General features: G+C 63.0%; 14 protein-coding genes. 8 read left to right on the forward strand and 6 right to left on the reverse strand.

What is annotated here, in order from left to right:
* Nucleotides 1-60: 60 nt before the first annotated feature.
* Nucleotides 61-1,512, reverse strand: a complete 1,452-nt coding sequence (locus RMO25_RS03465) for an AMP nucleosidase (RefSeq protein ID WP_309661214.1) — start codon at nucleotides 1,510-1,512, stop codon at nucleotides 61-63.
* Nucleotides 1,513-1,644: 132 nt separating this feature from the next.
* Here RMO25_RS03465 and RMO25_RS03470 point away from each other — a divergent pair, with 132 nt between their 5' ends.
* The gene (locus tag RMO25_RS03470) at nucleotides 1,645-2,799 is read left to right on the forward strand and encodes an aminotransferase (RefSeq protein WP_309661215.1); all 1,155 of its coding nucleotides are present in this window, start codon (nucleotides 1,645-1,647) and stop codon (nucleotides 2,797-2,799) included.
* The gene (locus tag RMO25_RS03475; RefSeq protein WP_309661216.1) at nucleotides 2,796-4,262 is read left to right on the forward strand and encodes an aldehyde dehydrogenase family protein; all 1,467 of its coding nucleotides are present in this window, start codon (nucleotides 2,796-2,798) and stop codon (nucleotides 4,260-4,262) included. The genes RMO25_RS03470 and RMO25_RS03475 overlap by 4 nt, the downstream gene beginning before the upstream one ends.
* Here RMO25_RS03475 and RMO25_RS03480 read toward each other — a convergent pair.
* Both RMO25_RS03480 and RMO25_RS03485 read right to left on the reverse strand, forming a co-directional pair.
* Nucleotides 4,221-5,072: an EAL domain-containing protein gene (locus tag RMO25_RS03480; RefSeq protein WP_309661217.1), complete on the reverse strand. Its 852-nt coding sequence runs from the start codon at nucleotides 5,070-5,072 to the stop codon at nucleotides 4,221-4,223. The two genes, RMO25_RS03475 and RMO25_RS03480, sit on opposite strands and share 42 nt — an antisense overlap.
* A 2-nt stretch (nucleotides 5,073-5,074) precedes the next feature.
* Nucleotides 5,075-5,467: a response regulator gene (locus RMO25_RS03485; protein WP_309661218.1), complete on the reverse strand. Its 393-nt coding sequence runs from the start codon at nucleotides 5,465-5,467 to the stop codon at nucleotides 5,075-5,077.
* A 133-nt stretch (nucleotides 5,468-5,600) separates the two neighbouring features.
* Between RMO25_RS03485 and RMO25_RS03490 the strand changes: the two genes are divergently transcribed.
* Together RMO25_RS03490 and msrA are read left to right on the forward strand one after the other, a co-directional pair.
* A complete protein-coding gene (locus tag RMO25_RS03490) occupies nucleotides 5,601-6,332 on the forward strand; it encodes a PilZ domain-containing protein (protein WP_309661219.1) in 732 nt (243 codons plus the stop codon).
* A 50-nt stretch (nucleotides 6,333-6,382) separates the two neighbouring features.
* On the forward strand, nucleotides 6,383-6,934 hold the full coding sequence (gene msrA / locus RMO25_RS03495; protein WP_309661220.1) for a peptide-methionine (S)-S-oxide reductase MsrA: 552 nt from the start codon (nucleotides 6,383-6,385) through the stop codon (nucleotides 6,932-6,934).
* A gap of 34 nt (nucleotides 6,935-6,968) precedes the next feature.
* On the opposite strand, the gene RMO25_RS03500 is transcribed toward msrA, so the two are convergent.
* From RMO25_RS03500 to RMO25_RS03510, 3 genes are read right to left on the reverse strand one after another with little or no spacing between them, the layout of a single operon-like run.
* Nucleotides 6,969-7,871, reverse strand: a complete 903-nt coding sequence (locus RMO25_RS03500) for an L-threonylcarbamoyladenylate synthase (RefSeq protein WP_309661221.1) — start codon at nucleotides 7,869-7,871, stop codon at nucleotides 6,969-6,971.
* A gap of 37 nt (nucleotides 7,872-7,908) precedes the next feature.
* A complete protein-coding gene (locus RMO25_RS03505; protein ID WP_309661222.1) occupies nucleotides 7,909-8,265 on the reverse strand; it encodes a GntR family transcriptional regulator in 357 nt (118 codons plus the stop codon).
* A gap of 30 nt (nucleotides 8,266-8,295) precedes the next feature.
* Nucleotides 8,296-8,895: a nitroreductase gene (locus tag RMO25_RS03510; RefSeq protein ID WP_309661223.1), complete on the reverse strand. Its 600-nt coding sequence runs from the start codon at nucleotides 8,893-8,895 to the stop codon at nucleotides 8,296-8,298.
* 106 nt (nucleotides 8,896-9,001) lie between these two features.
* Here RMO25_RS03510 and RMO25_RS03515 point away from each other — a divergent pair, with 106 nt between their 5' ends.
* The 4 genes from RMO25_RS03515 to RMO25_RS03530 are packed head-to-tail and all read left to right on the forward strand — an operon-like array spanning nucleotide 9,002 to nucleotide 14,145.
* Nucleotides 9,002-10,816, forward strand: a complete 1,815-nt coding sequence (locus RMO25_RS03515) for a peptide MFS transporter (RefSeq protein ID WP_309661224.1) — start codon at nucleotides 9,002-9,004, stop codon at nucleotides 10,814-10,816.
* A complete protein-coding gene (locus RMO25_RS03520) occupies nucleotides 10,806-12,203 on the forward strand; it encodes an amidohydrolase (protein ID WP_405051831.1) in 1,398 nt (465 codons plus the stop codon). Before RMO25_RS03515 ends, RMO25_RS03520 begins: the two co-directional genes overlap by 11 nt.
* An 11-nt stretch (nucleotides 12,204-12,214) precedes the next feature.
* Nucleotides 12,215-13,495, forward strand: a complete 1,281-nt coding sequence (locus RMO25_RS03525; protein ID WP_309661360.1) for an amidohydrolase family protein — start codon at nucleotides 12,215-12,217, stop codon at nucleotides 13,493-13,495.
* On the forward strand, nucleotides 13,492-14,145 hold the full coding sequence (locus tag RMO25_RS03530; RefSeq protein ID WP_309661225.1) for an NnrU family protein: 654 nt from the start codon (nucleotides 13,492-13,494) through the stop codon (nucleotides 14,143-14,145). Before RMO25_RS03525 ends, RMO25_RS03530 begins: the two co-directional genes overlap by 4 nt.
* Nucleotides 14,146-14,165: the final 20 nt, after the last annotated feature.

Consider the following 14,165-nt stretch of genomic DNA (forward strand, 5'->3'; position numbering starts at 1 on the left):
GATCGCGCCACGGACTGCGCCACTTGGCCGGATCAAAAATCTCGCGCCGCCGTACGTTGATTAGCGGAACGGAGGCTCGTCGAAGCTGCGCAATTTGCGGCTGTGGAGCGCATCGCCCTCGCGCTTCAACAAGAGTAGTGCTTCGATGCCGATGCGCAGATGCTGGCTGATTGCCCGGTCGTAAAAAGCGTTGGCCTGGCCCGGCAACTTGATCTCCCCGTGGAGCGGCTTGTCGGAGACGCATAGCAATGTCCCGTAAGGCACCCGGAAGCGATAGCCCTGGGCGGCAACGGTCGCCGATTCCATGTCGATTGCCACCGCTCGGCTCTGGTTGAAGCGGCGCGCCGACAAGGTGTAGCGCAGCTCCCAATTGCGGTCGTCGGTGGTAACCACGGTGCCGGTGCGGAGTCGTTTCTTGAGGCTGTCCTCATCTTCGCCGGTGACGCTGATGGCGGCGTCAAACAGGGCTTGCTGCACTTCGGCAATCGCCGGCAGCGGAATTTCGACCGGCAACACGTCGTCGAGCAAATGGTCATCGCGAAGATACGCATGTGCCAGCACATAGTCCCCGATCACCTGGCTAGGTCGCAGGCCGCCGCAATGGCCGATCATCAACCAGACTTCGGTGCGCAAGACCGCGATATGGTCGCAGATCGTCTTGGCGTTGGACGGGCCGACGCCGATGTTGACGAGAGTGATGCCGGTGTTGCCCTCGGCCATCAGATGATAGGCTGGCATCTGGCGGCGGCGCCAGTCGCCAGCGGCGATCGCCGCTTCGGCGCCGGCCAATTCGCCTGCTTCAAAAAGTCCGCCGGGTACCGACAACGCCGTGTACGCGCTGCCCGGCCGCCGAAGCTCGGCGAGCGCAAAGGCGACGAATTCATCGACGTAGCGCGCATAGTTAGTGAACAGCACGAAGTGTTGAAAATGCTCGGGGGCGGTGCCGGTGTAGTGCCGCAACCGTGCCAGGCTGAAATCGGTGCGGGGCCCATCGAACAGCGCCAGCGGCCGCGCCGCGCTTCGCGCCATGTCCCAGGCGCCGTCGGCGATTTCGTCGCCGATGTGGACCAGCTCGCTCGATGGAAACCAACGCGAGAGCTCGGACGCGCCGATTTCGCCAAGCTCGATCTCGGCGCCGTCGAGGACATAAGGGTAGGGAATTTCGCTCGCTGAATGGCCGACCGAGATGTTGACGCCATAATCGTGCACCAGATGCTGGAGCTGGATCCGAAGATATTCCCTCATCAATGCGGGGCGGGCAATGCTGGTGGTATAGGTGCCGGGCTGGTTCAATCGCGCAAACGCCCGCGCCGGTGCCGGTGGTTCGGCGCCGGGTTCATAGTCAACGATCAGTTCGGGGTAAGCGAAGCATCCTTGGGCGCGTGCGGCGGGATCGGGGCGGGTGCCCGTGCTGACATATGCCGCCAGTGCCTCACGCAGCGCCGCTCGCGAAGCATCGTAAATCTCACAAAGCTGGTCAAGCATCGCGGGAATGTCGTCGGTGCGCGTCATTCACCTCTCGCTAGGCCGTTGAGGCCCCGCACGACAAGTCCCTGCGTAAGAACTGCCCGATCCGGCAGTGCACTCGCAGGAGCTCGAGACGCGGGCTATGGCAGCCGATGAACGAGACAGAAAGGTGATCGCTTGAACCCGCTTTACGAGCATATGGCGACCAGTGTTTTCGAGCGCATGTCGGGGCTTGCGGCCCAACATCAGGCAATCAATCTTGGCCAGGGTTTTCCCGATTTCGGCTGGCCGGATGAAATTCTCGATTGCGCCGCCCGGGCTGTGAAGGAAGGGTCAAACCAATATGCACCGTCGCGCGGCCTGCCGCAGCTGCGCGACGCGGTGGCGGCCCATTACAACCGCCATCACGGGCTATCGCTCGACGCCGGCCACGTCTGCGTGACCAGCGGCGCGACCGAAGCGCTGGGCGCGGCGATCCTGGCCTCGGTCAGCCCGGGTGACGAAGTGATCATCTTCACTCCGGCCTACGACAGCTATGCGCCGATGATCCGGCGGGCCGGGGGCGTGGTGCGCGAAGTCGCCCTGAAGCCGCCGGAGTGGCGCATCGATCATGCGCAGCTGCACGCCATGGTCACGGCCAAAACCAGAATTATCATCCTCAACAATCCCCACAACCCGACCGGACGTTTGTGCGATGCAAGCGAGCTGGACACGGTCGCGGCGGTGGCGCGGGAGCACGACCTCACCGTCATCAGCGACGAAGTGTGGGAGCACATCCTGCTCGACGGCCAGACATTCACGCCGTTGGCGTCGCTACCGGGCATGGCGGAGCGCACGATCAAGATCGGCTCGGCCGGCAAGATATTTTCGCTGACCGGCTGGAAGGTCGGCTGGATGGTGGCACAGCCGGAAATGGCCAGCGTTGCCGCGCGCGCGCACCAATTCCTGACCTTCGCCACGGCGCCCAATCTGCAGGCTGCGGTCGCTTTCGGACTGAATGAAGGCGATGCATGGATCGAACCAATGCGCAAACGCTTTGCGCGGGCTCGCGATCGCATGGCGACAGGGTTGAAGGCTGCCGGTTTTGACGTGCTCGACAGCGCCTCGACCTATTTCCAGTGCGTCGATCTTGCGGCCTCCGGTGTGGCGCTGGATGACGAAGCTTTCGCCGCGGGCGCGGTGGAGCGGGCAGGGGTCGCGGTCGTGCCGCTGTCGCCGTTCGCGGAAACCGATCCGCCGCGCCATCTAGTTCGCTTGTGCTTCGCCAAGCGCGACGAAACTATCGACGCAGGTGTTGCCGCGATGACCCGGGCGAAGGAGATATTGGCATGACCCCGGCAGAGGAAACGGCGAACATCCTTGAGCAGCTTGGCGTCGACGGCAGTTCGGGCGAGTTGGTCGCTTTCTCGCCGATCGATGGGCAGCCGATCGGTCGGGTGGCGCCGGGCGATCCCGGTGCCGCTGTGGCGCGAGTAACCACCGCGTTTATCGAATGGCGCAATGTCCCGGCGCCGCGCCGCGGCGAACTGGTGCGCTTGCTCGGTGAGGAATTGCGCGCCGCCAAGGAGCCGCTCGCCCGGCTGGTGACGCTCGAAACAGGAAAAATCGTCCAGGAAGGCCTCGGCGAGGTCCAGGAGATGATCGACATCTGCGACTTTGCCGTTGGCCTGTCGCGCCAGCTGTATGGGCTGACGATCGCCAGCGAACGTGCCAACCACCGAATGATCGAGCAATGGCACCCGCTGGGACCCGTGCTGGTGATCAGCGCCTTCAATTTCCCGGTCGCGGTGTGGGCATGGAACGCGGCGTTGGCGCTAGTATGCGGCGATCCAGTAGTCTGGAAACCGAGCGAGAAGACGCCATTGACGGCGGCTGCGGTGATGGCGCTGGCGAAGCGCGCGATACTGCGGTTCGGCGACGCACCTGAAGGGTTACTAGAGCTGGTGCAAGGCGGCCGGGATGTCGGCGAAGCGTTGGTCGACGATCAGCGTATTGCCTTGGTCTCGGCAACGGGATCGACGGCGATGGGACGCAGCGTGGGCCGGCGCGTAGCACGACGCTTCGGACGCGTTCTTCTCGAGCTGGGCGGCAACAATGCGATGGTTGTCACGCCGAGCGCGGACCTCGATTTGGCCGAGCGGGCGATCCTGTTTTCGGCGGCGGGGACCGCGGGGCAGCGCTGCACGTCGCTGCGACGGCTGATCGTCCACGAAAGCATCGCCGACGAGCTGGTGGCGCGGTTGAGGAAGCTGTTCGCCCGGGCAGCGATTGGCGATCCGCGCGACGCGGAAACGCTCATCGGCCCATTGATCGACGAGGCGGCGTTCGACGGCATGGCCAAGGTGCTCGGCGACGCCATCGAGCAGGTCGAAGCGGTTCCCGGCGGATTCTATGTGCGCCCGGCAATCGTTGCAGTGACAGTGCAGGCAGGGACGGTAATGCAAGAGACGTTTGCGCCGATCCTCTACGTGTTGCGCTATGCCGATCTCGACGAGGCGATTGCGCTGAACAATGCGGTGACGCAGGGCTTGTCATCGTCGATTTTCGCCACCGATTTGCGCGAAGCCGAGCGGTTCATTTCGGCGGCGGGCTCAGACTGCGGCATCGCCAACGTCAATATCGGACCGTCGGGGGCAGAGATCGGCGGCGCGTTCGGCGGTGAAAAAGAAACTGGGGGCGGTCGCGAAAGCGGGTCGGACAGCTGGCGCGCCTACATGCGGCGATCGACCAACACGATTAACTATGGCGCCGACCTACCGCTGGCTCAAGGGATCCGATTCGACGTGGCTCCATAGCTCGAGATCCTCGTCGTCGATCAATGCCGGCCAGCGCGCCCTGAAATCCAGCTTCCAATCTTGCAGCGAGTTTGGTTCGAGCGGATGCGAGATCAAATAGCCCTGGGCGACGTCGCAGCCGAGTTCATGCAACAGGCGCAGTTGCTCCACCGTCTCGACGCCTTCGGCGGTCGCTGTCAGCCCCAAGCCCTGCGCCAGGTCGATGATCGCCTTAACGATCAGGCGCGAATCCGATGAAGTAACTGCGTCGCTGACGAAGAAGCGGTCGATCTTGACCTCGGTGAAGGGCAGCTGGCGAAGCTGCATCAGCGATGAATAGCCGGTGCCGAAGTCGTCGATGGCGAGACCAATGCCCTTGATCCGGAAGCGGGTCAGCGTGTCCATCAGCTTGATCAGCGGCAAGGTCGCGCCTTCGGTCAGCTCGATCACCAGCCGGTCGGTGGGTACGTCGAGCGCGCGGCACATGCGTTCGACGAGGTCGGGAAAATCAAGCTGTTCGAGGCTCAGCGCGGAGATGTTGAAGGCGAGGCAGGTGTCGATCCCCTGTTCGCGCCATTTGAGCCATTGCCGAAGCGTAGTGCGAAGGCCCCATTGGGTCAGTTCCTCGATCAGGCCGTATTTCTCCGCCAGGGGCACGAAGCGCGATGGTGGGACTGTTCCGAATTCCGCGTCTTCCCAGCGCACTAGGGCCTCGACGCGGATCAGCGCGCCGTCGCGCAACCGAACCTTGGGCTGGTATACCATATGCAACCGATGATTAATCAACGCCCGTTCGAACCCGTCGACCAGCGCCAGTTCGGGCCGTGGCATCTCTAAGCCAGCGTGGATCTGAGTTCGGTCAGGACCGCTTCGAGCTCTTCCAGCCGCACCGGCTTCTCAAGTGGCCCGACCATCGTCAGGCCGAGCGCCTCACCGAGGCGGAAGGCACTTTCCAGCACGCGGCGATCGAATCCGCTGATGATCAGCACCGGCGAGCGATAATCCTCTCCGGCGAGGAACCGCAGCAGCTCGACGCCATCCATGCCCGGCATGCCCAAGTCTAGTGCGACCATGTCCGGACGCTCGTCAAAAAAGCGGGTCCGGAACTGCTCGTCATTGGCGGTAAGAATAGGATCGAAGCCGCATTCACGGGCGGCGCTCGCGAGAAATTCGGCGAGGGCCGGCTCGTCGTCAATCAGTAGCAGCCGTGGCTGCTCAATTGTCACGATACCTCACCTCCGCACCCGTGCAGTGCGCTCTTTCACGCAAAGAGGTCAAACGAATGAAACGGCTTTTTAACTATGCCGCGCATAAAGTCCCGTTTTGGTGCGATTTCTCAAGACTTTGGAGATGCTTCGAATGTTCGGTTCGCTCATTCGGAAAAAGGCCGGAACGGTCTGGAACCATGAGGACGGCACCTTCGAGTCGACGACCTTCACGCTGAGCACCGCCGTGCCGCGGCCGTGCGAGCGTCGGACTGATGAGAGAATCCTGCCGACGCTTCGCGTGGCCAAGCTGGTCGGCGCGGACAGCGAACAGTTGCTCCGGGTGCGCAATATCTCGGCTGGCGGCCTGTCGGGAAATTCCTCGCAAACGCCGCCGCCGATCGGCGAGCAGGTCACGGTCGAGCTGTCGTCGCAGAAAATTCCTTCCACCGTGGTCTGGATCCGCGAGGGCACGGTTGGCTTGAAATTCGACCAGAATGTCGACCTTGGCGAGCTGCTTGCCGGGCGCAAGCCGCGACACGGCTTCCGTCCGCGCCCGCCGCGCCTGGTTGTTGGCTGCAAGGCGTCGATCCGCGTTGGCAAAGTCTATTACACGGTCGACGTGCACGACATTTCGCTGGGCGGCATGAAGGTTGAGCCAATCGAAGAATATTGCGTCGGCCAGAGCGTGATCGTCGTCGTCGAGAGCCTGCGACCGATTAAAGGCGAAGTGCGCTGGTTTTCAGACCGCCGCGCCGGCATCGTGTTCGAGCATGAGCTCGAATTCCAGGAGCTTTCCGAATGGGTCGGAAAACGGCTCGAAATGGCTAGCCTGAAGGCCAGTTGTCCGCCGCCGCCAAAACCCTTCGGCAACAAACCCCTTTAAGGACTACAGTCGCCGCCCTATTTTGGCTGCTCCAGCGAAGGAGCGGATCGATGGCGAATGAGGTCGCGGTACTTGCGGGCGGATGCTTCTGGTGCACGGAAGCGGTGTTTCTCGACCTTGTTGGGGTCAAATCAGTGGAAAGCGGCTACATTGGCGGCGACACGATCAACCCGACTTACAAGCAGGTCTGCGGCGGCGACACCGGCCACGCCGAGGCGATCCGCATCACGTTCGACCCCGAGCAGCTGAGCTTCGACGATCTGCTCGATATTTTTTTCGCCACCCACGATCCGACCCAGCTCAACCGCCAGGGCAATGACGTCGGCACCCAATACCGATCGGCGATCTTTCCGCAGTCGATTGACCAGGACGGGCGCGCGCGCGCGGCGATTGCGCGGGCTAATGAGCAGAATGGGGGCCGCATCGTGACGACCATAGAGCCAGCGGCCGAATGGTATCCGGCCGAGGGCTACCACCAGGATTATTGGAGCGGCGAGGGGCAGAACAATCCCTATTGCCTGGCGATCATCCCGCCCAAGCTCAACAAGTTGCGCAAGAGCTTCCAAGCGAAGGTCAAGGAGGCTGCGGGGCAGCCTTCTTGAATCGAGCTCGCGTGAAAAGCGCGGCCGCCAACGCCTAACGCGCCGCGCGGCGCAAGCGGTCGTTGATGGCGGCGCCAAGGCCATTAGCCGGGACCGGCGCGACGGCGATTCTCGCTTTTGACGATTCATCGGCAAAATGAAGCAGGTCGAATAGTCGCACCGCCGCTTCGACGAGGTCGCCCGACGCGCTCAGGCTGACATCGCCGGTAATCGGTCCGAAGCCGATCAGGAACTCATCACCTGCGGCGCGTTCGACGCCGGTTCGCAGGGGCTTCGACGGCGCATAATGGCTTTGCATCTGCCCCGGCGCCTCGAGGTGCCCGCGCTGTGACGTCACCGCGTCGACCTCGATCGGACCCGGGCGCAGCAGCCGTATCGGTCCGCCGGTCGCGGCGACGATCGTCGATTCAAGGCCGCGTTCGGTCGGGCCATCGTCAACGACCAGCGGAATCCTGCCCTCAAGGCTCTTGAGGACATGGTCGGCGCGCGTCGGGCTGATTGAGCCGCTCGCGTTAGCGGAAGGGGCGGCCAGCGGGCGACCGGTGGCGCGCAGGAGTGCCTGTATCGCTCGGTGTCCCGGGACGCGCAGGGCAATTGTCGGCAAGCCAGCGGTGACAAGGGAGGCGACGGCCGCGCCAGGCTGGAGCGGAACGACGAGGGTCAATGGGCCTGGCCAGTGCCGCTGGGCCAGGTCGAGGGCTTCGGAGCTGAACTCGCCGATCGCCGAAGCGGCGGCAAGGTCAGGGACGTGGACGATTAACGGATTGAAGCTCGGGCGGCCCTTGGCGGCGTAAATCCGCGCTACGGCTTGGGTGTTGGTAGCGTCGGCGGCGAGGCCGTAAACCGTCTCGGTGGCGATCGCGACCGGTTCGCCGTCGCGAATTAGTGCCGCCGCCTCGGCGATTGCCGCATCACTGAATGGCATTACACGCGTCATGCGGCGGCGCTACTGGAATTGGGCGGTCGCAGGAAGGTTAAGCGGTTTCCTGGTCGAGCAGCCGGACTGGGTCGATACCGAGGCGCTTCATGCGTTCGCGCACCGCCGGCCACTCTTCGGTGACGAAGCGGCTGCGCTCGGAATCGCGCAGGCGGGCGCTGGCGCCAGGGGCGACGAACATGCCGACCCCGCGCTTGACCGTGATCAGTCCTTCATCCTGAAAGCCCTGATAGGCCTTGGCGACGGTCAGCGGATTGGCTGACTGTTCGGCGGCGAAGGCCCGAACCGACGGCAATGGGTCACCATCGGTAAATTGGCCGGCGAGGATCGCGTCGGCGATCGTCTCACGCAGGCGGACATAAACCGGCTTTTCATGCTGGGAACCAAGCGTCATGCTGTTTTAATACAGCAGCGCGGGAAAAGGTCAAGGTTTAAGAAGCGCTTGCGGCGGCGGCCATGGGCGAGAAACCTCTGCGAGCGACGGGCGCGGGCGATCAACCATTTCCAGCCCGGGATGGCCGATGAAGATGAAACCGGCGATGCGTTCGCCGGGGCCGCAAAATGCCGCGGATACCGATTCCGAATAGGCCTGCCAGCCAGTCACCCAACCGGCGACAAAACCGAGCGCGTGGGCACCCAGCAGCAGGTTCATGCCCGCCGCGCCACACGACAATATCTGTTCCCACACCGGAATTTTGTGGTTTTCGACCGGTGCCGACACGAGCACGATCAGCGCGCCCTGGTTGTGCGCGAACTGCTCCGCTTTCTCACGATGCGCGGCCGTTGCGTCGCGGTCTTCTTCATCGAGCGCGCGATGCAGCAGTGCCGCCAAAGCTTCGCGCTGGTCATCGGCGATGGCGATGAAGCGCCACGGGGAAAGCTTGCCATGGTCGGGAACGCGCGCCGCGATGGCGAAAATGCGCGCTATGTCCTCGGGCGTCGGCGCCGGACCGACCAGGTCGCGTGGCTTGGCCGAGCGGCGCGATTCAAGGAGCGAAAGCGGCGAGGAGCGATCGTTGAGCATGGGTGGCCCATCTAACGACCGCGCGAGTTTGCAACAATGCGCTTCACAGCAGAGATTTGGCCGTTAGGTTCGGCCCCCTGTAATTTTGCCTGCTCCGGAGTGCTAAATGGTCGACACCCCCGCCCTCGAAGATCCCGCATCGCCTGACATCAGCCACGAGAACCCGGCGGCCCGTAGCGGTTGGTTTGGCCACCCCAGGCCGCTCGCGCGATTGTTCACAACCGAAATGTGGGAGCGGTTCGGCTATTACGGCATGCGAGCGCTGCTGACGCTCTATTTGACCAAGCATTTCGTACTCGGCGATCATGCAGCGACCGGACTGTATGGCGGATATACCGCCCTGGTTTACCTCACCCCGCTGATTGGTGGCTTCATCGCCGACCAATATCTCGGATCCAAGCGTTCGGTGAAGTTCGGCGCCATCCTGATGGCCATCGGCTATCTGACGCTCGCTTTTGGCGGTCAGCCTTCAAAGCCTTTTGCTGTGATCGACGGCCAGCGATACGAGGTGCAGATCGACAATTTCCGGGACCGACCGACCAGCGCGGCCAACGAGCAGCGCTTCATCGTTCAGCCGGGCGGCGAGCGACTCAAGGTTCAGGGCAATAACGACGGCAGCCTCAGCCTGCTTGCGGCCGACGGCCACGTCGCCCGCAATGTACCCAAAGGCGGCATGCAGGATGAAAGCGAGAAAAGCCCGCTGTTGATCGCGATCCTGCTGATTGCACTGTCGACCATTTCGGTTGGTAATGGCTTTTTCAAGCCCAACATCTCGACCATGGTCGGGGCGCTCTACGACCAAGGCGACCGTCGCCGCGACGCGGGCTTCACCATCTTTTATATGGGAATCAACCTGGGCTCGATCCTCGGCCAGTTCTTCTGCCCGATCCTGGCCGAATGGCTCGGCTGGTGGGCCGGCTTCTCGCTCGCCGGCGTCGGTATGCTGACCAGCTATATGCTGATGCAGTTCGATGGGGGTCGCCTCGACGGATTTGGTGAAACCCCGGCGCGAGAGGGCGGTGACAAGGCGCTGGTCATCTATGGCCTCGCAATCCTCGCGATTCCCGTCTTCGTCTTCTTGTTCATGAACCTGATGAACTCGCCTGAACCGGAACCCGGCTCGGGCATCGTCGGCTACGTCATGTCGCTGTCGCTCATGGGCAAATTGCTGTTTGGTACTTTTCTGCTCGGCGTTCCCGGGATCCTGGGCTGGTCATATGCCAAGGGCAGCCGGCAGGAATTTCAGATGATGGTCGCGGCGATGGTCCTCATTGTCTTCAACGTCGTGTTCTGGACCTTGTTCGAGCAAGCCGGATCGTCGCTGACGCTGTTCGCTGACCGCAACACCGACCGGTCGGTGTTTGGCCTGTTTGAAATCTCCGCGCCGCAGACGCAAAACTTCAACCCAATTGCGATCGTGATTCTCGCTCCGTTGATGAGCATCCTGTGGGGCGTGCTTGCCCGGCGCAATCTTGAGCCGTCGATCCCGGTCAAATTCTCTTTGGCACTGATCGGTGTCGGCGCGGGCTTCCTGTTTCTGGTGCTTGGTGCCCAATTCGCGGGGCCGGACTTCAAGATCGGCTTGTGGTGGCTGGCCGGCCTCTACGTCATTCATTCGATCGCCGAATTGTGCATTTCGCCAGTCGGTCTCAGCATGATCACCAAATTATCGATCGCGCGCGTCGTCGGCCTGATGATGGGGGTCTGGTTCCTGTCAATTTCGGTCGCGCAATATGTCGCGGGCGTGGTCGCCCAGTTCGCCAGTGTTGAAACGGTTGGCGGCCAAGTAACAAATCTCAAGGTCAGTCTCGACACCTACCTTGCAACCTTCACGACAATCGCCTGGATTGCGATTGGCGCTGGGGTATTGCTGTTCATCCTCTCATTCCCGCTGAAGAGGTGGATGCACGGTGTTAAATAAGCACTGGGGCCTGCTCGCGCTGGCGGCGGCGTTGCTGTCGGGCTGTGCCGGGCTTGCACCTAAGCCCAAGCCGGCGCCGCCGATCCGGATTAACGAGGACCCCTATCCGTCGACCTATGCGCGTTATCCGGGCGCGTTGACGGTGATCCGCAATGCGACCGTATTCGATGGCGAGGGCGGGCGCATCAACGGTGGGACGGTGATCCTCGCCGACGGGCTGATCCAGGCGATCGGCGGCCCCGAGCTGGCAGCTCCGGCAGGGGCGGTCGAAATCGACGGCACCGGCAAGTTCGTTACACCAGGTGTAATCGACATTCACAGTCACCTTGGCGACTATCCGTCGCCGGGCGTGGAATCGCTGTCCGACGGCAATGAAGCGACGTCTCCGGCGCGGCCCGAAGTTTGGGCCGAGCACAGCGTCTGGCCGCAGGACCCGGGTTTCGGCCGGGCGCTGGCCAATGGCGGCGTAACGACGCTGCAAGTGCTACCGGGCTCGGCCAATTTGTTCGGCGGTCGCTCGGTGGTGCTCAAGAATGTCCCGGCGCGGACCGAACAGGGAATGAAGTTCCCGGGCGCCCCATATGGGCTGAAGATGGCCTGCGGCGAGAACCCCAAGCGGGTTTACGGATCGAAGGGCGGCATGCCGCAGACGCGCATGGGTAATATCGCCTACACCCGCGGGGTGTGGCTGAAGGCCCAGGCGTACAAGCGCAAATGGGACAAGTACGAGAAAAATGGCGGCGACATGCCCGAGCGCGACCTGGCGATGGACACGCTGCGCGGCGTGCTGGCCGGCAAGATCCTGGTCCACAACCACTGCTACCGCGCCGATGAAATGGCCATCATGATCGATATGGCGCACGAATTCGGCTATAAGATCAGTGCCTTCCACCACGCCGTCGAAGCCTACAAGATCGCCGACCTGTTGAAGAAGGAAGGCATTTGCGCGGCGATGTGGGCCGACTGGTACGGCTTCAAGATGGAAAGCTATGACGGGATTCAGGAAAACATCCCGTTCGTCCATAACGCCGGTGCCTGCGCCATCGTCCATTCGGACGATGCCAACGGCATCCAGCGGCTCAATCAGGAAGCGTCCAAGGCACTCGCCGATGGCCGCCGCGCCGGCATCAACATCAGCGAAGAGGTCGCCTGGACCTGGCTCAGCTCCAACCCGGCCAAGTCGATCGGCATCTTTGACAAGACCGGTAGCCTGAAGCCCGGGAAAATGGGCGATGTCGTGTTGTGGAACGCCGATCCGTTCAGCGTCTACGCGCGTCCTGAACGGGTGTGGATCGATGGCGCATTGATGTACAATGCCAATGATCCGAAACGCCGTCCGGTCAGCGATTTCGAGCTCGGACAGCCCGGCGAAGGAGACACCAAGTGATCCGCGCCGCAATGCTTGCGCTGTTGCTTGGCGCGACTGCACCGGCAGCGGCGCAAACTTTTGCAATCACCGGTGGCATGGTCGCCAAGGGCGACGGCAGCGAGGCCGCTCCCGGGACCGTGGTCATTCGCAACGGGCGGATCGTCGCGGCGGGGCCGACAGTTCGAATCCCGGCTGGTGCATCGGTCATCGATGCGCGCGGCAAATGGGTCACGCCGGGTATCGTGGCGGGTTTTTCCCGGCTCGGCTTGGTCGAAGTCGACTTGTCAGCTGAAGGATCGGACGACACCAGCGCGACCGGCCCGTTCAACGCCGCAATCGACGTGGTACCGGCGATCAATCCTTTGGCTTCGACCATCGCCGTCAATCGCGCCGACGGTGTCACGCGGGCCCTCGTCGCGCCCGGGACTGGCAAGAACATTTTCGCCGGGCAAGGCGCCGTCATCGACACTGCCACCGACATGGACCCAATTACCGCCGCGCGGCGGTTCCAGTTCGTCGAACTGGGCGAGACCGGCGCGGCGAACGCCGGCGGATCGCGGGCGTCGGCGCATCTGCTGTTCCGCAATGCGTTGCGCGAAGCTGCAGCATTGAGCCGTCACGGCGTTGTCGCTTCTCGCCAAGACGATGTGCTGCTGACTCGGCTCGACGCGGCTGCCCTGGTGCCGGTGTTGCAGGGGCAGCAATATCTGCTGGTTCATGTCGAACGCGCCAGCGATATCCTGCAAGTAATCGGTTTGAGGCGCGAGTTTCCGTCGCTCAAATTGGTGCTGGTTGGAGCAAGCGAAGGCTGGACGGTGGCCGACCGGATTGCTGCCTCCGGAATTCCGGTAATTGCGTCGGCGGTTAACGATTTGCCGGCGTCGTTCGAGCAGTTGGCCGCGACTCAGTCCAACGTCGGTCGGATGAGCGCCGCCGGGGTCAAAGTGTCGATCGGGATGATCGACGATAGCGACACGCGCAACCTGTTCGAGGAGCGGCAATATGCCGGCAATCTGGTTGCGTTGCGCAATGTTCCGGGCGCGGCCGGGGTCGGCTGGGGCGAGGCACTGGCAATGATCACCTCGCGCCCTGCTGAGGCGGTCGGAATGGGGGGCGATATCGGCAGCCTGCTGCCCGGGCGTCGCGGCGACGTGGTGATCTGGTCGGGCGATCCGCTCGAAGGGTCGAGTGCGGCGGAGGTGGTGTTCATCGATGGAGTGCAGCAGCAGCTCGATAACCACCAGAGCAAACTGCGCGACCGCTACCGCAACTTGGCGCGGCGCAACCTGCCCGAAGCGTATCGCCATTGAACGGGACCGGCTGCCTGGCGCTGGCCGCGGCCGCGTTCGTCGGCTTGCATTTCCTGCTGTCGCACCCGTTCCGCCGGGGGTTGGTCGCCCAATTCGGTGAGCGCCAGTTCCAAAGTTTTTATTCGGTCATCGCGCTAGTCACATTCGGGGTGATGATCTGGTGTTACCACGCGCTTGGGCGCCAGCCGATGCTGTGGTCGATTGGCGAAGCCGGGTGGATCGCGGCGACCATATTAATGTGGTGTGCCAGCATCCTGCTGGTCGGCAGCTTCGTCGGTAATCCGGCGTTGCCGGGCGCGCGGCGGGTCAGCGCCCCGAGTTGCGTGCTGGCGATCACGCGTCACCCGATGATGTGGAGCTTCGCGATCTGGGCGGTGGTGCATTTGGCGCTGGTCGCGACGCCCAAGGCGATGTTGTTCGATGGCGCGATCCTGTTGCTGGCGCTTGGCGGAGCGGCGGGGCAGGATTCCAAGAAACGTCGACTGATGGGTTCGCGGTGGCACGAATGGTCCGCACAAACCGCCTACATGCCGTTCGGACGGGGCCTGAAATCGCCGGGGACGTTCGCGGTCGTCGGCGGAACATTGCTGTTTGCCGCAGCAACCCGGCTTCACCCGCTGCCGGTTGGCATCTGGCGCTGGATTGGCTGAACCTCGCGCCCTTATCGCTG

The organism is Sphingomonas sp., assembly GCF_031361285.1.
Lineage (GTDB): Bacteria > Pseudomonadota > Alphaproteobacteria > Sphingomonadales > Sphingomonadaceae > Sphingomicrobium.